This is a genomic window from Desulfovibrio intestinivivus, from assembly GCF_053570665.1.
Genome location: NZ_JBRBQT010000001.1, coordinates 2,935,541 through 2,958,964, shown reverse-complemented (window position 1 = coordinate 2,958,964; position 23,424 = coordinate 2,935,541). Strand labels below are relative to the sequence as shown.

The following is a 23,424-nucleotide window of genomic DNA, read 5'->3' as shown; positions in this document are numbered from 1 at the left end:
GCCTATTCATCCGTTTTTTTGATTTTATGCAGTTTGCGCCACCACTGGCTGAGGCGGGGTTCTTCGCCATTGTCGCGCGGCTGGTAGAACCTGCGGCCTTCCAGTTCTGTCGGCAGGTATGACTGCTCGATCCACGATTCCGGGTAGTTGTGGGGATACTTGTATTCCTTGCCGTAGCCCCATTCCTTGTGCAACTGGGTGGAAGGATTGCGCAGGTGCAGCGGCACCGGGCGCGCTCCGTTGAGTTTGACCTCGCGAGCGGCGTTGAGATAGGCCGCGTAGGAAGTGTTGCTCTTTTTGGCAAGGGCCAGATAGGTGACGGTTTCCGCCAGCGGAATGAATCCTTCCGGCATGCCCACAAATTCCACGGCCTGCTGGCAGGCCACAGCCAGCCCCAGAGCGTCCGGGTCGGCCAGCCCCACATCCTCGGAGGCGGAAAGTATCAGGCGGCGGCACACAAAGCGCGGGTCTTCGCCGCCTTCAAGCAGGCAGGCCAGATAGTACAGGGCCGCATCCACATCACTGCCGCGAATGGACTTGATGAGCGCCGAGGCCAGTTCATAGTGGTTGTCGCCGTCCTTGTCGTGCCGGATGAGCACCTCGGGCAGCGCCGCCTTGATATGCTCCAGATCGCGCCTGTCTTCCGGCAGGGCGCCAACGTACTCCACAAGATTCAGCAGGGTGCGGGCATCGCCGTGCGAAACCCCGGCCAGCAGGTCGGCCACCTCATCGGTCATTTCAAGCTGCATGTCTTTTGCGCCGCGCCGGGCAAGCTCCATAAGTTCAGGGCGGCCAAGGGGGCGCAGCCGCAGTACATGCAGGCGTGAAAGTAACTGACGCGTGACGCTGAACGAGGGGTTTTCCGTGGTTGTGGCCAGCAGGGTCAGGTCGCCCGATTCCACCAGCGGCAAAAAGAAGTCCTGTTGCGCCTTGGAAAACCGGTGCAGTTCGTCCAGCACAAGAATTTCCACGCCCGTCAGCGAGCGCCGCAGATGCTGCAATCCGGCCTCGGGCGCGCTTAAGCGCAGATAGGGCTTGCCGGATGATTTGGCCAGCAGCAGGGCGAGGGTTGATTTGCCGCAGCCGGGCGGGCCAAAAAACAGCAGGCTGGGCAAACGCCCGGACTTCATAAGTGAGCGCAGGCGGTCGCCAAGGTGGGTCTGACCAAGAAAAAGCGCCAGATCATCGGGCCGCATGCGCTCCGGCAGCGGCTTGCTTACGGTCACTTTCCGCTCCCTTGGGTGGCATCGGCCTTGCCGCTAAGCTGCGAACCCCACCAGTGCAGGCCAAGGCAGAGCGTTGCGGCTGTTTCACAGCGCAATACGCGCGCACCAAGGCTCACGGCGGCAAAGTGGGCGGCTTTCAGGGCTGTCAGTTCACGTTGCGAAAAGCCGCCTTCCGGGCCGATAACATAGACGGTAAGGCCGGGCTGGCCCGCCATTTCCGGGGTGAGCATATGCACGCCGTCCTGGAGTTCCCAGGGCAGAATGCGGTGGTCGGCACTGTGCGAAAGATGGATGAGCTGATCCACGCCGCCCGAGAGGGCGCGCACTTCAGGCAGCCAGGGGTTGCCGCTCTGCTTTGCCCCGGCAATCATCTGTCCAAGGCAGGCTTCTTCTGCGGCGGCAGAAAGTTTTCCCTGACTGTGGTCGCCCTGCCACAGCCATACGCCATGCGCGCCAAGTTCCACGGCCTTTTCCATAAAAAAGCCGCGCCGCACGGCCTTGCTGTAGGCCAGCGCCACAATGGCCCGCGAATGCGGAGCAGGGGTGACAGTTTCAGAAACGCGCTGGAGCTGCACGTTCTTTTTGCCCACCTTGCACACCACAAATATGCCCGAGCGGCCCCGGCCATCCAGGAGGCCCACTTCGGTGCCGGGTTCCGCGCGCAGAACCTGCCCCAGATGCCGGGCTTCCTGCCCTTCAAGAAGAGGTGTATCGCCCCAGTGTTCAGGGGCCAGATAAAAAAACGGTACGCTCATGCCACCACGTTTTCCTTGCCGCTGCGCGCCTTGCGCACAGCCTTGAACCCGTCCTGCAATGAAACAAGACGTCTGTAATTTTTACGAATTTCCTGACCTGCCGGGGTCAGGGTATCTTCCGGCGGTTCTACGTATTTGCGTTGCAGATAACTGTCGCGCAGGATTCTTTCCACACAGTCGATGACGGCGTCAACCAGCCCTGGGAAAAAGCTGACGATTTCAAACTTCAGCTCGTTGAGCAGGTTCAGGGCCTCGCGGAACATCTGCTGGTAGGTGATGCGCGCACCCTTGAAGGTGCGCAGGCACAGGTCTTCCAGTATGCGCACACGCCGGGCCTGCTGGATGTAGCTGAACCGGGTGCAGACTTCCTGATACAGTTCGCGCAGGTTTTCAAAGGCCTCGTCATTGTCTGGCGAAAAGAGGTAGTTGGTCAATACCTTGCTTACATTGGAGAAAAATTCGTCACTGTAGCTGATCATGCGCCGCTGATGCTTGGTCAGCCAGCTGTAGAGGAACTTGAGCCGCTTTTCGTGCGTGCCCGTGTTTTCCACCACTTCAGTGCGCTTGTAAATGATGCGCCCCGTGTATTCGCCGCGCACAATGTCGTTGAGGCGCAGGAACATGTTGGAGGTGTCCTTGATGATATTAAGCCCGGTGAGCGCTTCGCCCGTGATGGGGTGCAGCACCTCCTGCGCCACCACGGAGAGGGCGCGGTCCTGCCGCACGTTGCTGGCGTCAAAGGTGTGCTGGCGGTATTTGATGCGCAGAATGACCACCCGGCGCGGCTTGTCCAGAAAAAATCCATCGCGGTCAATGGCGCTCAATGCTTCGTCCTGATCGGCGTCCACAGCCACAAGGGCCACTTTTTCCAGCAGGGGATAGCGCGTGTTCTCGCCATTGGCCATGTAGGTGGTGATGGTTCTGTCCGTCTGCCCCAGCACGCGCAGCAAAAAGCGCTCGCCCATCTTGTGCAGCTTGCGGGCAAAAAGCGCGCTCGAGGTGCGGCGCTCTGAAACAATGGGGAAGCCGTAAAGTTCCATGAGGTACTGGTACACAAACATGCGGTTGCGTTCGTAAATATCGCTGTCGCCGTATACGAACTTGCCGATGCGGATACCAAAGCGCTTCAGTTCGCTGTCGATATCCGAAGGAAAGGAGGCGAATATTCCGGCCAGATGAAACTGCTTGTCAGCGCCCCAGGCCAGCACGTGCGCCCTGTCCATGCTGAGCAGGTAGGGCATGAGGGCCGGGTATGTTTCAAGCACAACCGTGTCTGACGAGCGGAACTGCTGGCGAAAAATATCCTGATGCACGCGCGGCAGCCGCGAGGCCAGTGTCTGCAGGTTCTGCACCATGACCTGATTTTCCAGCGGGCAGCAGGCGCCGTCGCCTTCGGTAATTACGGGGTGAAGGCGGTCGAACTGAAAAATTTCTGAAAAATAGTCGAGCTGGCGGGCAAAGGCCACCATGGCAAAGCCGGGCAGCTCTTTGTATTCAAACATGTCGTTGTCAAAAGAGGGCAGGAGCTCGCGTGCTTCCACAAGGGGGTAGTTCTTGTTTTCCTGATATGGTTTGACCAGGCACAGGCGGATATGCACGGCATCGAGCATTTTCTTGAGCTGTGTCAGGTCGCTTAGGGCAAGCGAAGAGGACAACTGGGTAGCGTCCTGCCAGGGCAGACCGTCCTTGCTGAATACCTCTTGCCATTTAATCATCCGCACATCCCTTATAGAAATTTGTTATTTACTACCTGCTTTTTAGAATATTTTCCAGTAGGAATGATGCAGGTTCCCCGAAAAACGGCATCAACCGGGGCTGCCAAGCCCGATGTTAGGGGCGCAGCGCTGCCAGCCTCGGCCCGCAGCATCGGATCAACGAGCAGGAACAGCGCAAAAGAAGTTGCGGCGGCGCATGCCCTTTGCTACAAGAAATGCGTTACCCGAGAGCCGTCACGCCTGTGGGCGGCATCACCATCAACCCCATGTGCCCATGACCGCCAACTCTGTTGAAAAGCATATTCTGAGCATCGTTTGCAGCGTTTTTGACGCTTATTCCGTAGTCCTTTTTCTGCCTGACGAAGAAGGCGAAGCGCACCACCTTGCGGCTGCCTTCAGCCTGGGTGAAAGGATTGCGTCCAACGCATCGGTGCTGCCCGGCAAGGGCCTTGTCGGCTGGATTGTTCGTAACCGGCAACCTCTGCTTGTGCCAAATTTTGACCAGCGCCAGAGCAACCTTGGCTACTACACCGGCGGCGAAGAGGCCAACATCAAGGCCTTTATGGGCTGCCCCGTGCCCACCGGCGGCGCGCTCTGCGTTGACAGCAAGCGACAGTACTCTTTTTCTGACAAAGACCACAAGATCCTGCAAATGTTCGCAGAGCTTATCTCGCGCCAGCAGGGTTCCACCGGACGGCAGGAGCTTGCAGGGGATATTCCGCGTTATTTTGCGGAATTGTCCGTTATTCAGGATCTGCGCTTTCGCTACAAGCGCTGGCCCCAGTTTTTGCAAAACTATCTGCGCATCATGGTTGAAGCCACGGGCTTTGACTACTGCGCCTTTGCCTCGGTGGACGAACCGGGCGAAACATATTGCGTTGAGAGCGAATCGGCCCGCCTGCTGTTGACCGGTGAAGAACCGCTTATCCTGCCCATGGGCAGCGGCATAACAGGCTGGGTTTTTCGTAACGACCAGCCGGTGATAGCCGAAGGCGTCGAAGGCGCGCCCGCCACTGTGCTGTTTGGCAAACTGCCGGATATGCCTGATTTTCAGGCTGCCATATGCATGCCTGTCATGGTCAACAAAAGTACGCGCGGCGTACTTTGCCTTGCGCACACCAATCCTCGGCAAATAGACGAATCCCTGCGCAGTTTTGTGCGTCAGTCTGTGGATCATCTGGCCCTGTTTCTGGAAAATCTGTATCTCAAAATGCGACTCAGAACCATGTTGCCCAGAGCGCGGGTGCACAACGACGGCCCCCAGGCCTATGACCCCGACACTGCGCCCATTCCGCCAACAAAAGAATACTAAATATGATTCTACGGCGTTTCTTCAGATTCTTGTCCAAAGACATTGCCATGGATCTTGGCACTGCCAACACCCTGCTTTACACTAGGGCTGATGGCATTGTGATCAATGAACCATCGGTGGTGGCCATAGACACGCACAAGAATTCTGTTCTCGCCGTGGGCGCTTCAGCCAAGGAATATCTGGGCCGCACACCCCAGCGCATCAAGGCCGTGCGTCCCATGAAGGACGGCGTCATCGCCGACTTCGACATCACCCGCGAAATGATCTCCTACTTTGTGCGCAAGGCCATTACCGGGCTGCGGCTGGTTAAGCCCTCCATGGTCATCTGCATTCCAACGGGCATCACCCAGGTGGAAAAACGCGCGGTCATCGACTCGGCCATTCTGGCAGGTGCTGCCGATGTGGCCATGGTCGAGGAACCCATGGCGGCGGCAATCGGCGCTGACCTGCCCATTCATGAGCCTCTGGGCAATCTGGTGCTCGACATTGGCGGCGGCACAAGCGAGGTGGCTGTTATCACCATGGCGGGCATTGCCAATGCGCAGTCTGTGCGCGTGGCTGGCGATGCCATGAATATGGCCGTGCAACGCTACATGCGCGATGTTTTTCGCATGGAAGTTGGCGACAATACAGCGGAAAACGTGAAGAAGATTCTTGGTTCCGCCATGCCCATGCCCAATGCGCCGGTGCTCGAAGTTTCGGGCAAGGATCTGGTGCGCGGCGCGCCTCGCGTGGTCAAGGTTACGGAAGGGCATGTGCGCGAAGCCTTGCGCGAGCCTGTGCTGGCAATCCTTGGCGCAGTGATGCGCGCGCTGGAAAAAACGCCGCCTGAACTGGCAGCGGATATTTACCGTAACGGCATGCTCATGGCGGGCGGCGGTTCTCTGCTCAAGGGGCTGGATCAGTTTATCGCCAGAGAAACGCGCCTCAAGGTTTTTGTGGACAAAGACCCCCTGACCACCGTGCTGCGCGGCACGGCCCGCGCCATGCTTGACCGCCAGCTCTATCACTCGGTTTTCATTAACTAGCTGCGTCCACGTTGCTTGCCGAGAGGCCGCGACAATCCATCTTTTGAAAACTGTCTGCTGCGGGGTGACCACCCTGCGGCATTTTGCGTTGCAGAACCCGCACGCGTAAAGGAAGCCCCATGTTTGCATCACAGGATATTTTGCAGAGATGTCTGGAAATTGTGCGCCAGAGCGGCGACATCGTGCGCGAGCACTGGGCAAAGCCCAGCAACGTGCGCCACAAGGGCCGCATTGATCTGGTCACGCAGACCGACCTGGCGGTGGAAGCCTTTTTGAAGGAGAAACTGGCAAACCTTGTGCCCGGCGCCGCCTTTATGGCGGAAGAAAGCAGCGAGAGCGAGAAGGAACCGGACGGCCTGTGCTGGATTATCGACCCAGTGGACGGCACAACCAACTTTGTGCACCGCATCCCGCAGGTGGCGACCTCAGTGGCGCTCTGGAACAAGGATCATGTGGAGCTTGGCGTGGTCAACATTCCCATGATGACCGAATGCTTCAGCGCGCAGCGCGGGCAGGGCGCGTACCTCAATGGCGCGCCCATAAGCGTGAGCAAGGCTGAAACTCTGGGTGATGCGCTGGTGGCCACGGGCTTTCCTTATGACTTTGGCGGACGGCTCGACAGAATACTGGAACGCCTCTCCCTTGTGCTGCCCAAAAGCCAGGGCCTGCGCCGCATAGGCGCGGCGGCGGTGGATATGGCCTATGTGGCCTGCGGCAGGCTGGATATGTTTTATGAAGAAGGGCTGAAACCCTGGGATTTTGCCGCTGGCCTGCTGCTGGTGGAAGAAGCCGGGGGCAAGGTTACCAATTTGCGCGGCGAGGCCCTGCATTTTGGTGATGTGCTCATGGCCTCCAACGGGCTGGTGCACCAGGAGGCTGTTGATCTGCTCGGCCCTACAGCCGTATAAGAACACAGCGTTGCACGACCTGCGCCCTTGGCAGCAGTTTTTTGCAACTGGCAGGCTTGCGCGCGGGTAAATTGAGGGAGTGTGGGCAGGTCAGCGCGGGCGCACAAGGCCAGACTGCACCGCCTGCCGCAAAAAAGGCGATAGCAGTTCGCCAAAGTGTACGCCAAGGCCCCGCAGCTCGTCATAATCGACCAGCATGTGCTGATCCGGGTCGCGCACGGCGGCAGTAGCCAGCGAGGCGGGCATGCGGCCTTCATACAGTGCCACAAAGGCGTTGAAGTTGTCCGGCCCAGGCGGGGAAACGCCGAGCGGCAGTATGCGCCCCTCGTGGTTCCAGTCGTTTTTAAACAGCTCCTGCGCCTTGTGCTCGCTTGATTGCCCAGCGGGCAGCCTCCCGAAGGACGAAAATCCCCACCCAAGGCCAGGGCGGTTCGTCAGCAGGGCGCGCCCAAGCCGGTCGCGCACAAGCAGGCCCACTGCCCGATGCCGCAGGTTCTGCCGCAGTATGTCCTCGCCGCGCATGATGCACAGCGGTATATTGTTGTGGTCTACAACCTCCTGCAAGTCAGGAGTGTTGCCTAATGAAGGATAAAGGCTGATTTTCATGAATGCTTCCACAGTGCGGGACGAACGCCTTCAGATGCTTGGGCCGCAGCATGCCGCCGCCATGTACGAGATTGAGCGCCAGTGCTTTCCTCTGCCCTGGTCAGAAGAGCAGTGCGCTGCCGCCTTTGGACAAAAGGCTTTTTCGGCATTGGGAATGTTTCGGCATGAGGCGCTGATTGGCTATATATCAGTGTATCACACGCTGGATGAACTGGAAATACTCAATCTTGCAGTTTTGCCGGATGAACGTCGCAGAGGCCACGGGCGGCGTATATTGGGCGTGGTCTTGCGCCTTGCGCGTAAAATGGCTATAAACAAAATCTTGCTTGAAGTCAGAGTGGGCAACAGGCCCGCTATTTGTCTGTATGAGAGTTGCGGCTTCAAGCGTGAGGGCGTGCGCAAAAAGTATTATACCGATACTGGCGAAGACGCGCTCATTTATCTTTGTTCCATCTGATCCTTGAGGACGTCATGCAAAAAATATTTGCCGCCAACTGGAAGATGTATAAAACCCGCGCTCAGGCTGCCCAAAGCGCCAGCGATCTGGCTAAAGGCCTCGGGCATATGCCTGCGGGGCAGGATGTGGTTGTTTTTGCACCCTTTACGTCCATAAACTGCGTGGCGGACGCCTTTAAGGGCGTTGCGGCGCTTTCGGCGGGCGCACAGAATTGCTATCCTGCTGAGGAAGGGGCCTTTACGGGCGAAACTTCGCCCGCCATGCTGCTTGACGCTGGTGCAAGCTGGGTGCTGACCGGGCATTCCGAGCGGCGGCACATCATGGGCGAGGACGATGCCCTTGTGGCCCGCAAAACAATTTTTGCCCTTGAGCACGGCCTCAAGGTGCTGTTCTGCATTGGCGAAACCCTTGACGAGCGCGAAGCTGGCAAGCTGAACGCCGTGCTTGAGCGCCAGCTTGCCGCCGTTTTCTCGGCCATGCCCGAGAGCCTGCGCGGCGCTGCCCTTGTGGGCAAGCTCGCCATTGGCTACGAGCCTGTGTGGGCCATTGGCACGGGCAAGGTTGCCGGGCCGGAAGAAGTGCTCGATGCCCACGCCGTCACGCGGGCCTTGTTGCAAAAAATTGTGGGTGAAACCGCAGACAAGCTGCCCATTCTTTATGGCGGCAGCGTTAAGCCAAACAATGCCGCAGGGCTCATGGCCCTTGACAATGTGGATGGCCTTCTGGTAGGTGGAGCGTCTTTAGAAGCGCAAAGCTTCTTACAAATTATCGGGGCCTAACCCCACTTCGGGCGCGCCATCGGGCAGTGGCCGGACGGCGAGGAGGAATTCGTGCAGACTCTCATTCTTACGCTGCATATCATTGTGTGCGTGTTGCTGGTTATTCTTGTGCTGCTTCAGGCGGGCAAGGAAGGCATGGGCGTGATTTTTGGCGGTGGCAACAGCTCTGTGTTCGGCAGCGGCGGCGCAGGCGGCATTCTTGCCAAACTTACAGCCCTGATGGCCGTGATTTTTGTTATCACGTCGCTCAGCTACACCCTCGTGACCAGCTCGCGTCCTTCCAGTCAGTCTACGATTCTTGACGTGAAGATTGAAGAGCCTGCTGCTCCCAGGCCCGCCGCCCCGGCTGTTAAGCCCGGTGCGGAAGCGACCCCGGCTCCTGTGGTTCCCGCTGCTCCTGCCGAGCAGAAGGCCCCGGCGCCTGCGGCTCAATAAGCGCAGCACCTGTTTTACTGTTAAAGCCGCGGCCTGTGCTGCGGCTTTTTTTATTCGCATAACCCATGAGTGGAGCCGTTATGTCTGACGCAGACGCCTTTGGGGCAAATCCGTTCCGCGCGCTCAATGCAAAAAAATTTCCCGAAAAGCAAAAAAACGGCGGCAATGAGCGCAAGCCTGCGCACCACGGGCAGGGCAAGGGCAAGCGCGTTATCGCGTCTGCTGGCACTGCGCAGGCTGCTGAAATTTCGGATGAAGATTGCGATCTGTTTTTGAACGCCGTGAGCAGCGTGACACCCGCCAAAAACAGCCGCAAGGCTGCAAATCCGGGGTTTTCACTGGAAGAACGAGGCACCATGACCAGTATGGCAGATGCCCTGGCCGAGGAACGCAGCAAGGGCAAAAAAAATGCGACTAAGGCCGCAACGCAGGATGTTGGCAAATCCAAGGGCGTGGCTCTGGGAACGGCCCAAATATCGAGCGGTCATGCATCGCCTACCCAGGCGTCATCTGGCAAGGTGCCATCTGGCAGCTTTGCCGCAGCCACACCCGTTCAAGATGATGAGGATGACGAGGCCTCGGCCTTTCTTGCCGCCATGGGCACAGTAAGCCCCCTTACTGGCGGCGGGCGGGATGTTGTTCCGGCTCCTGCCCCGGTAACTCCACCGCCGCATGGTGAGCTGAGCCTTCAGGATTTCATGGACGGCAAACTGGAATTTGCGCTGACGTTCTCCGATGAATACCTCGAGGGTCATGTGGTCGGCCTTGACCAGATGATTCTGAACAAGCTCCGCGGTGGCGGCCTCAGCCCGGAGGCTCACCTTGATCTGCACGGCCTCAATGCTTTGCAGGCTTTTGAAGCCCTGCGCGGCTTTTTTAAAGGAAGCTGGTACAAGGGCCTGCGCACAGTGCTGGTGGTGCCGGGCCGTGGCCGCAATTCGCCTGACGGCATGGGCGTCCTGCGCGAAAAGCTGCAAAGCTGGCTGACGCAGGATCCTTTCAAGCGGGTGGTGCTGGCCTTCTGCACCGCCCAGCCTCACGACGGTGGGCCGGGCAGCGTTTATGTGCTGCTACGCAAGTATCGCAAAAAAGGCCGTATTTACTGGGAAAGAATGCCTGCGGATTCTGATCTGTACTAGAACTTCTTGCTATTGAAAATGTACACTTGCAAGTGTTTGACAAGTCAACTCGACATGGAGCTGCCTTTGGCTTCACTTGCAGCAAGTGTCTGAGAGGTTATACCTCCACCAAAAGATATGTGCTGTACGTATTCGTTTCTGATATGACTTATCAGTGTGCTGAAATCATTGATTAGTGTGTAGTACAGTGCCACACAGTGATGGATATTTGTCCAAAGCTGCAAATACTGGGGCAAGATTGTTGCGCAAACTGTATTGCCAAAGTGGTTTGCTAAATATCTCCAATATTTTCCCATTACTATTGTCTTTCATAAATTTATAATATCAGACATTGATTACGCTGAGTGGACAGAAAGAAAAATCAAGTGATATCGTTCGCTCAATTTATCACAACTTTGAAGGGTTTTATTCTTGTGCGCTCCATATTCATGTCAGAAGCGGAAGAGATATAACCTTTTTGAGCAATTATTTCAGTCGTTACTACAGAGACGAGTTCTTCTTCAATAGACGCAAAATTAGTTTTTTGGCAACTTCCAGATATAGGTGTTTTTCTTCTGCGTCCCTCATCAATAGATTCACCTCGCGAATATTCTCCTACTCAGCTGCATGTCGAGAGGCGTTTTATTCTATTGTCTATTTTCTGGGTTAAGCCCAAAAGCAGGAGCTTTGGGGTTGGTAACTGAAATAATTCCCCGTTGAGGCGAACAGACCGCCACTTGTGCGACGCCCGAACTTGCATCGAAAGCCAAAATAGCTATCAGTGGAACTCTGTGAATTTGGCCTTTTTTATTTGCAAATGTATTTATTTTAAATTATAAACAATAAGACAACATGTATTGTATCGTTTTGTATTATTGCAACGTTACTTTTTGAGTCATATAGGCAATAACTATTCAAGCGATGATAACATCCGTCCTACCTTTGGTTATCCCAAAAGTCAGACTCAAATGAGCTGCAAAGAGAGTTCTCATGTCAGAAATTTTTCTTGCACATTCTGAAAACTCATTTGGTAAATCCCATGCACTCAAGGACCATCTTCGAGGAGTAGAAGAAAGGGTAACTAACTGGGCCTGCACGGATAAATTTAAAAAAAGTCTTGTTCTCGCGGCACTGCTTCATGATTTTGGTAAATATCTTGATAAGTTTCAGCACTATTTGCGTGGCAAGGGATCATCAGTGCCGCATGCTCGATGGGGAGCATTGCTTGCAAAACTCTTGCGTTCAACGGATGTCTCTTTTGCTGTTGATGGTCATCACGCAGGATTGCCAGATTTTAATAAATGGGAATATGAGCATACTTTTCATGATGATGCCATAAATAGACAGGTAGAAGAACTTTTTAAACGATTCATTGTTGACACTGGATTGACAGATAAAAATATTCTGGATCTCACTAATAGTGGTGTCGAAGCCGGTCGTGAATGGGATATCAACACAAGATATATATTTTCATGCCTGACAGATGCTGATTGGCTTGACACTGAAAAGCACTTTTCTCTTGAAAAATCGCAGAGACGCGAACACAGAATCCTTGATGCAACAACAGCAATCTGTCTTGTAGATTCAGAATTGAATAGACTTTTTGATGATTCAAAATCCATCAACGAATTACGAGCCAAAGCTCTACAGCAAGCCCTGAAAAAGGCGACATTGCCAACCGGATTTTTTTCATTGAATTTGCCAACGGGGCTTGGCAAAACACTTACATCTTTTCGATGGGCTCTGGAGCATGCAAAAGCCAACAAGCTTGAACGAATAATTATTGTTTTACCATATACAAATATTATAGATCAAACGGCACAGAGGTTAAAGGCTATTCTTGGTCAGGATTCCGTTCTGGAACATCACTCCAGCTATATATTCAAGAGCGATGATAAAGACCAAGACGAGCAGCAAAAGTTTGCCTGCGAAAATTGGGATTTTCCCATAATTCTTACAACTTCCGTGCAATTTTTTGAAACGCTTTTCAGTAATCATCCTGGCAAGTGCCGAAAATTGCACAATATAGCCAAGTCAGTAGTAATACTCGATGAAGTTCAAACCTTGCCCAAGAGTATAGTTCTCCCGACTCTAGATATGTTGCAAGATATGCAAGACTTCATGGATACAAGTTTTGTGTTTTGCACTGCGACAATGCCAGCATTTGAGAAGAGGGATTCATTCTCTGGAATTGAAAATATCGTCGAACTTGCAGATAATCCTGCTGATTTGTTCGGCAGGACGCAGCGTGTGCGTTATTCGTTTTTGAACGGCTTGCGGCAGGCCAATAAGGCTCTCCTGCTTGAAAATCTTCAGGTACAGCCTTCATCGACCCTTGTAATAGCCAACACAAAACGCCTTGTGCTTGAGTTGTATAAAGAGGCAGCTTCATGGCAAGGTTGGGATGCAGTATACCATCTTTCAACTGGCATGTGTCCACACCACCGCAAAAAGATTATTTCTAAGATAAATACGATTGTAAAAGATAAGTCAAAAAAAATTCTGGTCTTTTCTACTCAACTGGTTGAAGCTGGCGTTGACCTTGATTTCCCTTGTGTGTTTCGAGAACTCGCACCTCTGGAGTCAATTATTCAGGCCGCAGGCCGCTGCAACAGAGAAGGGCTTTTGTCAGAAGGAATTGTGACGCTGTTTTGTCTGGACGAAGCTAAATTCCCTGACAATTTCTACAAAACCCAGTCTGGAGTAGTGGCGACGCTGCTGGCCGCGGCACCTGATTGTCTGTATACCTACGAGACGTTTCAGCGCTATTATGCTCAGATAATGGGGTTATATGTAGACCCCCAGCCCGTCACTCAACAGCGTGAAAAGCAGGATTTTGCCACAACATCTGCGATGTACAGAATTATCAGCAACAACACACAGCCCGTATTTGTGTGGAATTATGATGAAGACAGCCGCAAGCTGTATGAAACATTGCGAGCCAAAGAGCGTAAAAAACTTCCCCTTTCGCGTGATGAATTTAGGGCCATGCAACAGTATTCTGTACAAGTGTATGATACTGATCTTTTTAAAAGTGAAGGTAGTTGGGAACAGGCATATTCCGGCTTGTTAATTTGGAACGGCGAATACAGTGCACACACAGGCCTGCACGTTTTACCGCAAAATGCAGACGGAATAATCATGTGAGCAAGTTCAGGCCTATACCCCCGGAGAGCCTATGGCAGCAAACTTGGATGAAAACATCCTTGCCGTAAAGGTGACAGGCGACTTTGCCTGCTTTACCCGTCCGGATCTCAAGGTAGAAAGAATGACCTATCCTTGCATGACCCAGTCAGCAGCAAGGGGGATTCTTGACTGCATTTTGTGGAAACCGGAATTCAAGTGGTACGTGCGCCGCATCAAGGTGTTGCGCTCAATCGCTTTTGCATCAATTAAACGTAACGAAATTAATGCAAAGCAAGGGCTTTTTCCAATATATGTTGAGGAACACCGCGCACAGCGTTCCAGTATCGTTTTGCGTGATGTTGCTTATATTATTGAAGCCTCAATATGGCAGGACAGTTATGATGCCAAAAATCCTCTAAAAAAATATGCTGAAATGTTTCGCAGACGTGTACGACAGGGGCAATGCTTCCGCCAGCCTTTTCTTGGCATGCGCGAGTTCTCCTGCCAGTTCATGGAGCCGACAGAAAGCGACCGACCCATAGAGGATACAATACCAATTGGCAGCATGTTTTTTGATATGTACTACGGGGCCGATGGCAAGCCTCAGCCTTTGTTTGCTCAGGATGTCGCAGTGCGAGCGGGCATTCTGGATTGTGAACACGCCTGCAATGCGAATGGCTCGTTGATTGAAAAAATTATGACCTCATCCCACCTACGCCCCCCCCTCAGTGATGGCGTACGGGAACTGCTGGCGTTTTATGCCGCGCAGGAAGAGGAGATAGCCCATGCTCAATGAACTTGTTGAACTGGGCAAGCGCATTCGTAAGCCGGGCGACCATGATGCTCTAAAACAAGAAGTGGTCACCGCGGATATTGTGATTGATGCCCAAGGCAATTTTTTTGAGATCACAATTGTAGACAAGCAACCAACCAAGGCTGAAGCTCTTTTGTCAAAAAAGGGCAAAGCCCGACTGCTTCTTGATAAGGCAGAAGAAGTTTTTGGATTGGAAGCGAAAAAACACCAGCTGTTCATGCAAAAGCTTGAACAGTTTCATCATGTGCCTTCAGTAAATCCTGTGCTGCTTTTCTACGGTGCCAATAAAGCCAATGGCATAGATAAGGCCGCTGCAAGGTTTGCCAGCATGCCGGATAAAGAAAAGCCCAAAGGGAACTTTGCCTTTTGTCTTGTGGGGGAAGGGCAGCGCATTCATGAAAAAAAGGATGTGCAAGAAGCTGTTATCGAATGCTTTGAAGCACAGCAGAAACAGAACACCCGGTCAGATGGGCAGTTGTGTTCTCTGTGCGGTACGGCAGATTACCCGATTCTAGATCAACCCCACGGTATGATAAAAAATGTTCCAGCGGGGCAAACTTCTGGTTGCGCTCTGGTTTCGTATAACACTCCCGCTTTTGAATCTTATGGCCTTACAGGCAATGAAAATTCCTCCATCTGCACAGCTTGTGCTCGCAAGTATGTTGAAGGATTGAATTACCTTTTGAATAACGGCGTCATCTGCACGCCAGAAAAAGGCAAGCCCTACAAGCAGTATTCTAATCGCAAAAATTTGTCTGCTGATACGGCCATGATTTTTTGGACGCGCAATCTTACTGCTGTTCCAGAGTTGACCTTTGTGGAGAACTCCCAGGATCATGTTCCTGACATTCTTTCTTTGCTCCGGTCAACGTCAGCTACGGCAAAAGTCCACCGCGATGATGCATTGCACACCTTGCTCAACACCCCCTTCACTGCCCAGCAAGAAAGCCTCAAAAGCGTGGATCCTGACCTTTTTTATTCCTGCATGCTTTCTGGTGCTGCCGCGCGTATTGCCATACGTAACTGGATTGAAACCACCACTCCAAAAGTGCGTGCCAATCTGGCCACATGGTTTCATGACATCGCCATTATAGAACGGGATTTTGAAAGTAAGCAAAATCAAGTTCAGTTTTTTTCTCTCAACAGGCTAGCTGGGGCGTGCGGCGTTCACCGTAAAAAGGAAATGAGCGGGCAAACCATGTTTGTGCTCGATAGGGAAGATCCATTTCTTGGCCGCGCTGCAACAATGCTCTGGAATTGCGCCCTGCTTGGAGCAGCGCCGCCGTATACTTTGCTGGATCGCGTTCTGCGCCGCATCCGCCTTGAAGAAGGCAGGGTGACAGCCGCGCGCGTTGCCGTGCTGAGGCTTATACTCAACAGAAATTCCGCCATGAAAATTGCAGGAGGGCAAAGGATGCAACCGCAACTGGATACTGAAAATACGAATGTGGCCTACATTGCTGGTCGCATTTTTGCCGTACTGGAGAATATTCAAACGGCTGCCTTGGGCAAAGATCTTAATGCGCCACTGCGTGACCGTTTTTATTCATCGGCGTCCACCAGTCCGGCGCCAGCATTTGGCAGGCTGATGAAGCTATCTCAAGCGCATCTTGGTAAGTTGCGTAATGAAAATAGAGGATTGTATGTGACCCTTGATAGTCAACTTGGTGAACTGTTTACTCGTATCCAGAGCTTTCCAGCAACGTTTTCTCTGGAAGAGCAGGGTCAATTTGCAATTGGCTACTATCACCAGCGCCAGGCATACTTTTCCGGCAAGGGTACTGCCGATAGCGACAAGCAGAACAAAGACACCATTGAAACCAGCAGCACGGGAGTCTAAGCATGTCTGAACCCATTAAAAACAGGTATGACTTTGTTTTTATTTTTGACGTCAAGGACGGCAACCCTAACGGTGATCCTGACCAAGCCAATTTGCCCCGTGCAGATGCAGAAAATCAGGAAGGGCTGGTTACGGATGTGTGCATCAAACGCAAAGTGCGCAATTATGTGCAATTGAAGCATGCCTATGCAAAGCCATATAACATTTTTATTCGTCAAGAATCAGTGCTGAATACAATTATTGAAGCCGCAGAGGGTGAAACACCAAAACAGCGGCAGGAAAATCTTTGCGAAAATTATTTTGATATTCGCACATTTGGCGCAGTGCTCAGTACGGGTAAAAAGCCTGCCGGAACGGTTAGAGGCCCGGTGCAGCTGACGTTTGCCCGTTCACAAGATCGTATCTATCAGGCCGAACATACAGTTTCGCGTTGTGCCGTCACTACGGAAGATGACGCAAAAAAACAGGAAGACAAGAACAGGGAATTTGCTTCGACATTTGGCAGAAAAAACACTGTTCCATACGCATTGTACCGTATGCACGGCTTTATTTCTGCCACCGATGCCGCAAAAACAAAGTTTTGTCAGGACGATCTGGAACTTTTGTGGGAATCGCTCCTTAATGCTTTTGAGCACGACAGGGCAGCTGCGCGTGGCGAAATGAACCCACGCGGACTGATTGTGTTCAAACACGATAGCCACCTTGGTAATGCCCGTTCTGGCGAACTTTTTGAACGAGTGGCGATAAGCCATGCACCCAACGCGGCCAATCCCCCTCGTGCATTCAGCGACTATGTGATCTCTGTCGAGGAAAAAGGTTTGCCCAACGGCATAACGTTGATGCGCCTTCTGTAAGGGCAGCCATGCATCCCCCAGCCGATTCCATCCCCATATCGGCTTTGCAGCATTATCTGTTCTGCCCCCGGCAGTGTGCGCTCATCCATCTGGAACAGCTCTGGACGGAAAACGTGCACACTGCCGAGGGCCGTCAGCTGCACGAAAAAGCCCACAGCTAACGGGGTTATAAGCATTTTTTCCTTTTAGAATGATTTTATTTTAATAACTTCAAACACGAATGTTGACTTTAGTTTTTAAAAAAATTATTTTTCCCGTTAGAGGCTACCCGTAAGGTTAGCTATTTGTTTTCGGGAGGACAGAATGAGAGTCTTATTAGTCGAAGGCGGCTGTTCTATGGGGACGTGGCGGTCGCCGTTAAAGGGGAGAGCCTTCCAGTAAGGTTTTGGGGATCGAACGGAAGGCTCTCCAAGTTCCCGTTTTCAATACGGTGTGCTTTCTTGGTCTGTCAATAGTTAGATATGCATACCTTGAATCATGTTGTGCCATCTCTTTGGAATTTGGCAGTCGCTCAAGTATTGAGTGTGGATTGAAACGTGTTTGAAGTGATTAGTTGTGGCATACAGGCCCCCTCCCGATGGGAGGGGGCACTCATCCTTTATCAAGGAAGCCACCATGCATCACCATCCCCCAGCCGATTCCATTCCCATATCGGCTTTGCAGCATTATCTGTTCTGCCCCCGGCAGTGTGCGCTCATCCATCTGGAACAGCTCTGGACGGAAAACGTGTACACTGCCGAGGGCCGTCAGCTGCACGAAAAAGCCCACAGCAACGCATCTGAAAGTCGCGGCGACTGCAAAACTGTTTCAGGGCTGCTGCTCTGCTCGCGCGCTCTTGGCCTGACAGGGCAGGCAGACATTGTGGAGTTTCATCGGCACGGCAATGTCTGGCAGCCGTACCCTGTCGAATACAAGCGGGGCCGCCCCAAAAGCATGGCGGCAGACCGTATCCAGCTCTGCGCTCAAGCCCTCTGTCTCGAAGAAATGCTGCGAGTCTCCATTCCTGAAGGGGCGTTGTTTTACGGCAAAACCCGGCGGCGGCAAGTAGTCGCTCTTGACGACGCCCTGCGGGATGAAACCCGCGCCACTATTCTTGCCGTGCAGGATTTGTTGAATAAAGGGCTTACCCCTGCGCCTCCGCCTTTGGAAATATCCAACAACATCTGCCCGGCGTGCTCGCTGAGCGACGCCTGCCTGCCCCTTGCTCCGCAGACCTCGGCTGCGAGCTATCTGCAATCCGTGCTGGAGAGCATATGAAACCGCTGCTCAATACACTGTTTGTTACAACTCAAGAAAGTTATTTGGCTAAAGACGGCGAATGCGTGGCCGTGTACCAGGGAGATGCGCTTAAAGGAAAAATCCCCATCCACACGCTTGGCGGGCTTGTGCTGTTTGGGCAGATTTCGTGCAGTCCTTTTTTGTTGGGTCACTGCGCGGAAAACGGTGTAACAGTGTCGTGGTTGACCCAATATGGGCGGTTTCTGGCATCCATGCACGGGCCAGTGAGCGGCAATGTGCTGTTGCGGCGTGAGCAATACCGCCGTGCGGATGATGATGCGGCGTCTGCCGCCATTGCCTCCGCTATGGTAATCGGCAAAATCGCCAATTGTCGCACGGTGCTGATGCGCGCAGCGCGCGAGAGGCCGACTGCAAGTCTTGACGCAGCAGTGGCCCGGCTGGCCCAATGCCTTGCCCGCCTGCGCGAGCCTTTGCCGCTCAATATGGTGCGCGGCGTTGAAGGTGAGGCGGCGCAAGTGTATTTTGGCGTATTTGCCAACCTTATTCAGGCAAAAGACACCGCCTTCCGCTTTGATGGCCGCAACCGCCGTCCACCTCTCGATGCTGTTAACTGCCTTCTTTCCTTTCTATATACACTTCTGGCGCACGATGTTCGCGGGGCGCTGGAAAGCTGCGGGCTTGATCCTGCTGTGGGCTTTTTGCACCGCGACAGGCCCGGACGCCCCAGTCTGGCTCTGGACATAATGGAAGAATTTCGCCCGTATTTGGCAGATCGCCTGGCTTGCACGCTTATCAACCGCGGGCAAGTGAAGGCCAAAGGCTTTCGTAAAACAGAATCTGGCGCGGTGATTATGGACGATGCCACGCGCAAAGATGTGATCTCTGCATGGCAGGAGCGAAAACAGGAGACTGTGGAGCATCCTTTTTTGCAGGAAAAAATGGCGGCAGGCCTGTTATATCATTGTCAGGCGCGTTTGCTCGCCCGATACCTGCGTGGCGATCTGGATGCTTACCCACCCTTTGTGATTCGGTGACGTCATGCTTGTGCTGGTAAGCTACGATGTAAATACACAGGATGCGGCTGGAAAGCGCCGTCTGCGCAAAATTGCCCGTCATTGTGAAAATTGGGGGCAGCGCGTGCAGTTTTCTGTTTTTGAGTGCGTGGTTGATCCTGCCCAATGGGTTGCCTTACGCAATAATTTGCTGGACTGCATGGATGAGGAAAAAGATAGCCTGCGCTTTTACTTTTTGGGCGCGAACTGGAAAAATCGCGTGGAGCATGTTGGGGCAAAACCATCATATGATCCTCAGGGAACGCTGATTCTGTAGAAAACGAATATAATACGAAGTGGCAGGCTGAGAGTGTCAGCAGAGACCAGAGTGGCAGAGGAGGAGATATGTGTACTTCTGGTAGACAACCCGCGAGAACCTGAAGCGCACAGCATTTTTCTGGGAGGTACTCGATTTTTTAACAATATGATTTTATTGTAGTAAATTTTTTGAGTAGTTTTGCTTAGTGCAAATTTTATTCGAGGTTCGTGGCCCTCTCGAAAAATGCCCTGCATATCATTGCAGGGCAAAGGCGAAAAATGGTCACAGTCGCTCCCCGTGCGGGAGCGTGGATTGAAGCTTTCTTAAAAAATAATTATATTAAAAATAAAGAGTCGCTCCCCGTGCGGGAGCGTGGATTGAAGCCTCATTTCTAATGTAAATAATACAACATTTTTTCGTCGCTCCCCGTGCGGGAGCGTGGATTGAAGCAGATTCATTGATAATATTTAATAAATAAGCTTCAGTCGCTCCCCGTGCGGGAGCGTGGATTGAAGCTCAACATACATTGACCAGTTTTTAGCAACATAATGTCGCTCCCCGTGCGGGAGCGTGGATTGAAGCAGACGCAGTTTTCAACGTGGCACCATGCCAGAGTGTCGCTCCCCGTGCGGGAGCGTGGATTGAAGCTCCACCAGCGCCAGCGCCGTTGGCGTAAGCCCCTGGTCGCTCCCCGTGCGGGAGCGTGGATTGAAGCCTGCACAATTGCTTTTTCCGGCGTTGTGGCGCGCAGTCGCTCCCCGTGCGGGAGCGTGGATTGAAGCCCCGTAACCGCCGCCGCCCCCAGCCGCGCAAGCAGTCGCTCCCCGTGCGGGAGCGTGGATTGAAGCCACCACATCACGACCAACGCGGCCACTGCAAAAAGTCGCTCCCCGTGCGGGAGCGTGGATTGAAGCTCGCCTTTGAGCAGTATTGCGGCCTCCTCATCGGCGTCGCTCCCCGTGCGGGAGCGTGGATTGAAGCCCCTGCTCCGGCACCGCGCAGCATGTACAGCCGTGTCGCTCCCCGTGCGGGAGCGTGGATTGAAGCATCGCGTACACAAGCTTGCAATATGGCGTAAATTGTCGCTCCCCGTGCGGGAGCGTGGATTGAAGCTGATGCCCCCGCGCCTGCCCCTTCCCCTGCTCCGGTCGCTCCCCGTGCGGGAGCGTGGATTGAAGCATGTCACGCCCTTGTGGCATGCTCACCATGCTCAGTCGCTCCCCGTGCGGGAGCGTGGATTGAAGCTTGTGGCGCCAGTTGATTTCGTGCTACGCCTGGGTCGCTCCCCGTGCGGGAGCGTGGATTGAAGCTTTGTAAAATAATATTTGCGCTAAAAACGAGGCAGTCGCTCCCCGTGCGGGAGCGTGGATTGAAGCTCCCATCCCCTGCCCAATTTGCGGCGGAAGCGGTGTCGCTCCCCGTGCGGGAGCGTGGATTGAAGCAACACGGCCCAATCGGAGAGAGCATTGCCGTAAGTCGCTCCCCGTGCGGGAGCGTGGATTGAAGCCTATGCACTCGCCGCCAAGCCGATATGCTGCACGGTCGCTCCCCGTGCGGGAGCGTGGATTGAAGCGCGCGCGGTGCCGCTGTTTGCCGGGTGCAATTTGGTCGCTCCCCGTGCGGGAGCGTGGATTGAAGCCGCAGCGATACCACGCAACACCGGGGACGCCTTGGTCGCTCCCCGTGCGGGAGCGTGGATTGAAGCAGCGGAAACAAGCCCCATGCGGTCATGGGCTGTGTCGCTCCCCGTGCGGGAGCGTGGATTGAAGCTGGTCGACCTTGGAAAACTCAATGACCCATACCCAGTCGCTCCCCGTGCGGGAGCGTGGATTGAAGCATTGATGGCGACCATCGCGGGAGCCACGACACGCGTCGCTCCCCGTGCGGGAGCGTGGATTGAAGCCCGGATAATGTGTATACAAGTCTGGAAGTTAGCGGTCGCTCCCCGTGCGGGAGCGTGGATTGAAGCACGCGTACAGGGAAGGAAAGTCCCGTGAGGGAAGGTCGCTCCCCGTGCGGGAGCGTGGATTGAAGCTGAAGATCATAACCTATTGGAAAGCACACTGAGCGTCGCTCCCCGTGCGGGAGCGTGGATTGAAGCGACGTGGACGCCCTGAACGCCGCCGTTGATGCGGTCGCTCCCCGTGCGGGAGCGTGGATTGAAGCAAGCGCCCAGGTCGCGCCACCATCGTTATATGGTGTCGCTCCCCGTGCGGGAGCGTGGATTGAAGCCCCGGAAAACCTGAGCCTGACGTGATCGCCAAGGTCGCTCCCCGTGCGGGAGCGTGGATTGAAGCTGGCGCAGGTTGCGCGCCGTTTTGGCTTTGACGGGTCGCTCCCCGTGCGGGAGCGTGGATTGAAGCGCTGCGCATGGACGCAACAAGCGGACGGCCTGCGTCGCTCCCCGTGCGGGAGCGTGGATTGAAGCACGTCAGCAAAGCTGCGGAACATGGTCAAAAGTGTCGCTCCCCGTGCGGGAGCGTGGATTGAAGCCCACTCAAGCGACTTGGCGTCGTCGTCGCATGTGTCGCTCCCCGTGCGGGAGCGTGGATTGAAGCTTATACGGGCGCTCGGCGTGGCGAGATTTTCCGGGGTCGCTCCCCGTGCGGGAGCGTGGATTGAAGCAACGAGGTGGCCGTGCGCGGCTTCAAGGCCTCTGTCGCTCCCCGTGCGGGAGCGTGGATTGAAGCATTTTGCACACCCCAAGATGCAGCCGTGGCGTCTGTCGCTCCCCGTGCGGGAGCGTGGATTGAAGCACCGTAGGCGGTAAGTTCACCGCCAAAGGGGATGGTCGCTCCCCGTGCGGGAGCGTGGATTGAAGCCCTGTGCGCGGTCATATTGCGCATTTCCTGCACAGTCGCTCCCCGTGCGGGAGCGTGGATTGAAGCGCACCAAATTCCGCGTTTACTTATCCGTTTACTTGTCGCTCCCCGTGCGGGAGCGTGGATTGAAGCCCTGACGACTACACAGCAATTCCATATCGCGGCAGTCGCTCCCCGTGCGGGAGCGTGGATTGAAGCCTGAACCTGCCGTTCAAACATCTGCGCCTTAAGGTCGCTCCCCGTGCGGGAGCGTGGATTGAAGCAAGAGCAAAACGCCCTTGCGGGAAGCCTCTAACGGTCGCTCCCCGTGCGGGAGCGTGGATTGAAGCCACCACATGACGACCAGTGCTGCCACGGCAAAAAGTCGCTCCCCGTGCGGGAGCGTGGATTGAAGCTGTGCACAGTGCAGGGCAAGCAGGCCGTCTGTACTGTCGCTCCCCGTGCGGGAGCGTGGATTGAAGCGCCAGCGTTGAGAGCATGCACACCGCCAGCCGTGGGTCGCTCCCCGTGCGGGAGCGTGGATTGAAGCTCAACTAATTCAGATTCTGGCCTGTCCATATAGCGTCGCTCCCCGTGCGGGAGCGTGGATTGAAGCCACGAGGTGGTCGAGCAGCTTTCCGGCCTCGCGCACGTCGCTCCCCGTGCGGGAGCGTGGATTGAAGCTGCCCCACTACGGCGTATGTCCTGCGTGGAATGGGTCGCTCCCCGTGCGGGAGCGTGGATTGAAGCAAACATCCACGCAAAGGCTCCACGCGCCTGCTCGTCGCTCCCCGTGCGGGAGCGTGGATTGAAGCACGCTGACGCGCAGGGCAGCGCGGTTGCTGCATAGTCGCTCCCCGTGCGGGAGCGTGGATTGAAGCGCCCCCGTAGACCAGACACAAGGCAGCAATCGCCGCGTCGCTCCCCGTGCGGGAGCGTGGATTGAAGCAACGTTGGGAAGATGGCAGCCGTTGCGCATGTGCGTCGCTCCCCGTGCGGGAGCGTGGATTGAAGCCTCGGCCTCGCCGCTCGTGGTCAAAATAATCTCAGGTCGCTCCCCGTGCGGGAGCGTGGATTGAAGCAAGATCAGCCCTGGTAAG

At 54.5% G+C, this 23,424-nt stretch carries 19 protein-coding genes and 1 CRISPR repeat array (1 of these 20 running past the window's edge); of the genes, 15 read left to right on the top strand and 4 right to left on the bottom strand.

Going from position 1 to position 23,424, the window contains the following annotated elements:
* Positions 1-2: 2 nt before the first annotated feature.
* Genes ACUZ9P_RS12615 through ACUZ9P_RS12605 form a run of 3 tightly spaced genes read right to left on the bottom strand, consistent with a single transcriptional unit; the run spans position 3 to position 3,696 of the window.
* Positions 3-1,226, bottom strand: a complete 1,224-nt coding sequence (locus ACUZ9P_RS12615; RefSeq protein ID WP_298994295.1) for a replication-associated recombination protein A — start codon at positions 1,224-1,226, stop codon at positions 3-5.
* Positions 1,223-1,981: a 16S rRNA (uracil(1498)-N(3))-methyltransferase gene (locus ACUZ9P_RS12610; protein WP_449249973.1), complete on the bottom strand. Its 759-nt coding sequence runs from the start codon at positions 1,979-1,981 to the stop codon at positions 1,223-1,225. Before ACUZ9P_RS12610 ends, ACUZ9P_RS12615 begins: the two co-directional genes overlap by 4 nt.
* Positions 1,978-3,696: a hypothetical protein gene (locus ACUZ9P_RS12605; protein WP_449249972.1), complete on the bottom strand. Its 1,719-nt coding sequence runs from the start codon at positions 3,694-3,696 to the stop codon at positions 1,978-1,980. The genes ACUZ9P_RS12610 and ACUZ9P_RS12605 overlap by 4 nt, the downstream gene beginning before the upstream one ends.
* A gap of 274 nt (positions 3,697-3,970) precedes the next feature.
* Between ACUZ9P_RS12605 and ACUZ9P_RS12600 the strand changes: the two genes are divergently transcribed.
* The 3 genes from ACUZ9P_RS12600 to ACUZ9P_RS12590 all read left to right on the top strand — a co-directional run bounded on the left by ACUZ9P_RS12600 (position 3,971) and on the right by ACUZ9P_RS12590 (position 6,944).
* Complete coding sequence (locus ACUZ9P_RS12600; protein ID WP_022659407.1) at positions 3,971-5,008, top strand: GAF domain-containing protein; 1,038 nt, start codon at positions 3,971-3,973, stop codon at positions 5,006-5,008.
* Between the two features lie 2 nt (positions 5,009-5,010).
* A complete protein-coding gene (mreB, locus tag ACUZ9P_RS12595) occupies positions 5,011-6,036 on the top strand; it encodes a rod shape-determining protein (protein WP_022659408.1) in 1,026 nt (341 codons plus the stop codon).
* Between the two features lie 119 nt (positions 6,037-6,155).
* Positions 6,156-6,944, top strand: coding sequence for an inositol monophosphatase family protein (locus tag ACUZ9P_RS12590; protein ID WP_449249971.1), 789 nt, complete (start codon positions 6,156-6,158; stop codon positions 6,942-6,944).
* Positions 6,945-7,034: 90 nt separating this feature from the next.
* On the opposite strand, the gene ACUZ9P_RS12585 is transcribed toward ACUZ9P_RS12590, so the two are convergent.
* The gene (locus ACUZ9P_RS12585) at positions 7,035-7,550 is read right to left on the bottom strand and encodes an NUDIX hydrolase (RefSeq protein ID WP_298994287.1); all 516 of its coding nucleotides are present in this window, start codon (positions 7,548-7,550) and stop codon (positions 7,035-7,037) included.
* Here ACUZ9P_RS12585 and rimI point away from each other — a divergent pair.
* From rimI to cas2, 12 genes are all read left to right on the top strand, one after another.
* Positions 7,549-8,007 carry a ribosomal protein S18-alanine N-acetyltransferase gene (gene rimI, locus ACUZ9P_RS12580; RefSeq protein WP_225529810.1) on the top strand — a complete coding sequence of 153 codons (459 nt, stop codon included), beginning with the start codon at positions 7,549-7,551 and terminating at the stop codon, positions 8,005-8,007. The genes ACUZ9P_RS12585 and rimI overlap by 2 nt on opposite strands.
* Before the next feature lie 14 nt (positions 8,008-8,021).
* Positions 8,022-8,786 carry a triose-phosphate isomerase gene (gene tpiA, locus ACUZ9P_RS12575; protein ID WP_449249970.1) on the top strand — a complete coding sequence of 255 codons (765 nt, stop codon included), beginning with the start codon at positions 8,022-8,024 and terminating at the stop codon, positions 8,784-8,786.
* A gap of 51 nt (positions 8,787-8,837) precedes the next feature.
* A complete protein-coding gene (gene secG, locus ACUZ9P_RS12570; protein ID WP_209819245.1) occupies positions 8,838-9,221 on the top strand; it encodes a preprotein translocase subunit SecG in 384 nt (127 codons plus the stop codon).
* 80 nt (positions 9,222-9,301) lie between these two features.
* Complete coding sequence (locus ACUZ9P_RS12565) at positions 9,302-10,360, top strand: Smr/MutS family protein (RefSeq protein WP_449249969.1); 1,059 nt, start codon at positions 9,302-9,304, stop codon at positions 10,358-10,360.
* A 969-nt stretch (positions 10,361-11,329) separates the two neighbouring features.
* Positions 11,330-13,486: a CRISPR-associated helicase Cas3' gene (gene cas3, locus ACUZ9P_RS12560; protein WP_449249968.1), complete on the top strand. Its 2,157-nt coding sequence runs from the start codon at positions 11,330-11,332 to the stop codon at positions 13,484-13,486.
* 31 nt (positions 13,487-13,517) lie between these two features.
* On the top strand, positions 13,518-14,261 hold the full coding sequence (gene cas5c, locus ACUZ9P_RS12555; RefSeq protein WP_449249967.1) for a type I-C CRISPR-associated protein Cas5c: 744 nt from the start codon (positions 13,518-13,520) through the stop codon (positions 14,259-14,261).
* Positions 14,251-16,119, top strand: a complete 1,869-nt coding sequence (cas8c, locus tag ACUZ9P_RS12550) for a type I-C CRISPR-associated protein Cas8c/Csd1 (protein ID WP_449249966.1) — start codon at positions 14,251-14,253, stop codon at positions 16,117-16,119. The genes cas5c and cas8c overlap by 11 nt, the downstream gene beginning before the upstream one ends.
* A 2-nt stretch (positions 16,120-16,121) precedes the next feature.
* Positions 16,122-16,973: a type I-C CRISPR-associated protein Cas7/Csd2 gene (gene cas7c / locus ACUZ9P_RS12545; protein WP_449249965.1), complete on the top strand. Its 852-nt coding sequence runs from the start codon at positions 16,122-16,124 to the stop codon at positions 16,971-16,973.
* Between the two features lie 8 nt (positions 16,974-16,981).
* Positions 16,982-17,134, top strand: a complete 153-nt coding sequence (locus ACUZ9P_RS12540) for a CRISPR-associated protein Cas4 (protein ID WP_449249964.1) — start codon at positions 16,982-16,984, stop codon at positions 17,132-17,134.
* Between the two features lie 454 nt (positions 17,135-17,588).
* Positions 17,589-18,230, top strand: a complete 642-nt coding sequence (gene cas4, locus ACUZ9P_RS12535) for a CRISPR-associated protein Cas4 (RefSeq protein WP_449249963.1) — start codon at positions 17,589-17,591, stop codon at positions 18,228-18,230.
* A complete protein-coding gene (gene cas1c / locus ACUZ9P_RS12530; RefSeq protein WP_209819254.1) occupies positions 18,227-19,246 on the top strand; it encodes a type I-C CRISPR-associated endonuclease Cas1c in 1,020 nt (339 codons plus the stop codon). Before cas4 ends, cas1c begins: the two co-directional genes overlap by 4 nt.
* Before the next feature lie 4 nt (positions 19,247-19,250).
* Complete coding sequence (gene cas2, locus ACUZ9P_RS12525; protein WP_022659420.1) at positions 19,251-19,541, top strand: CRISPR-associated endonuclease Cas2; 291 nt, start codon at positions 19,251-19,253, stop codon at positions 19,539-19,541.
* A gap of 269 nt (positions 19,542-19,810) precedes the next feature.
* Positions 19,811-23,424: a CRISPR direct-repeat array (repeat unit 32 nt; unit sequence GTCGCTCCCCGTGCGGGAGCGTGGATTGAAGC) (it continues 1,433 nt past the right edge of the window).

Bases quoted from the DNA above. Each gene is read 5' to 3' on its own strand.
- cas7c (WP_449249965.1), top strand. From the start codon at position 16,122: ATGTCTGAACCCATTAAAAACAGGTATGACTTTGTTTTTATTTTTGAC.
- cas5c (WP_449249967.1), top strand. From the start codon at position 13,518: ATGGCAGCAAACTTGGATGAAAACATCCTTGCCGTAAAGGTGACAGGC.
- cas8c (WP_449249966.1), top strand. From the start codon at position 14,251: ATGCTCAATGAACTTGTTGAACTGGGCAAGCGCATTCGTAAGCCGGGC.
- mreB (WP_022659408.1), top strand. From the start codon at position 5,011: ATGATTCTACGGCGTTTCTTCAGATTCTTGTCCAAAGACATTGCCATG.
- ACUZ9P_RS12540 (WP_449249964.1), top strand. From the start codon at position 16,982: ATGCATCCCCCAGCCGATTCCATCCCCATATCGGCTTTGCAGCATTAT.
- ACUZ9P_RS12610 (WP_449249973.1), bottom strand. From the start codon at position 1,981: ATGAGCGTACCGTTTTTTTATCTGGCCCCTGAACACTGGGGCGATACA.
- tpiA (WP_449249970.1), top strand. From the start codon at position 8,022: ATGCAAAAAATATTTGCCGCCAACTGGAAGATGTATAAAACCCGCGCT.
- cas3 (WP_449249968.1), top strand. From the start codon at position 11,330: ATGTCAGAAATTTTTCTTGCACATTCTGAAAACTCATTTGGTAAATCC.
- ACUZ9P_RS12590 (WP_449249971.1), top strand. From the start codon at position 6,156: ATGTTTGCATCACAGGATATTTTGCAGAGATGTCTGGAAATTGTGCGC.
- ACUZ9P_RS12600 (WP_022659407.1), top strand. From the start codon at position 3,971: ATGACCGCCAACTCTGTTGAAAAGCATATTCTGAGCATCGTTTGCAGC.
- ACUZ9P_RS12585 (WP_298994287.1), bottom strand. From the start codon at position 7,550: ATGAAAATCAGCCTTTATCCTTCATTAGGCAACACTCCTGACTTGCAG.
- cas2 (WP_022659420.1), top strand. From the start codon at position 19,251: ATGCTTGTGCTGGTAAGCTACGATGTAAATACACAGGATGCGGCTGGA.
- ACUZ9P_RS12605 (WP_449249972.1), bottom strand. From the start codon at position 3,696: ATGATTAAATGGCAAGAGGTATTCAGCAAGGACGGTCTGCCCTGGCAG.
- cas4 (WP_449249963.1), top strand. From the start codon at position 17,589: ATGCATCACCATCCCCCAGCCGATTCCATTCCCATATCGGCTTTGCAG.
- cas1c (WP_209819254.1), top strand. From the start codon at position 18,227: ATGAAACCGCTGCTCAATACACTGTTTGTTACAACTCAAGAAAGTTAT.
- ACUZ9P_RS12565 (WP_449249969.1), top strand. From the start codon at position 9,302: ATGTCTGACGCAGACGCCTTTGGGGCAAATCCGTTCCGCGCGCTCAAT.
- rimI (WP_225529810.1), top strand. From the start codon at position 7,549: ATGAATGCTTCCACAGTGCGGGACGAACGCCTTCAGATGCTTGGGCCG.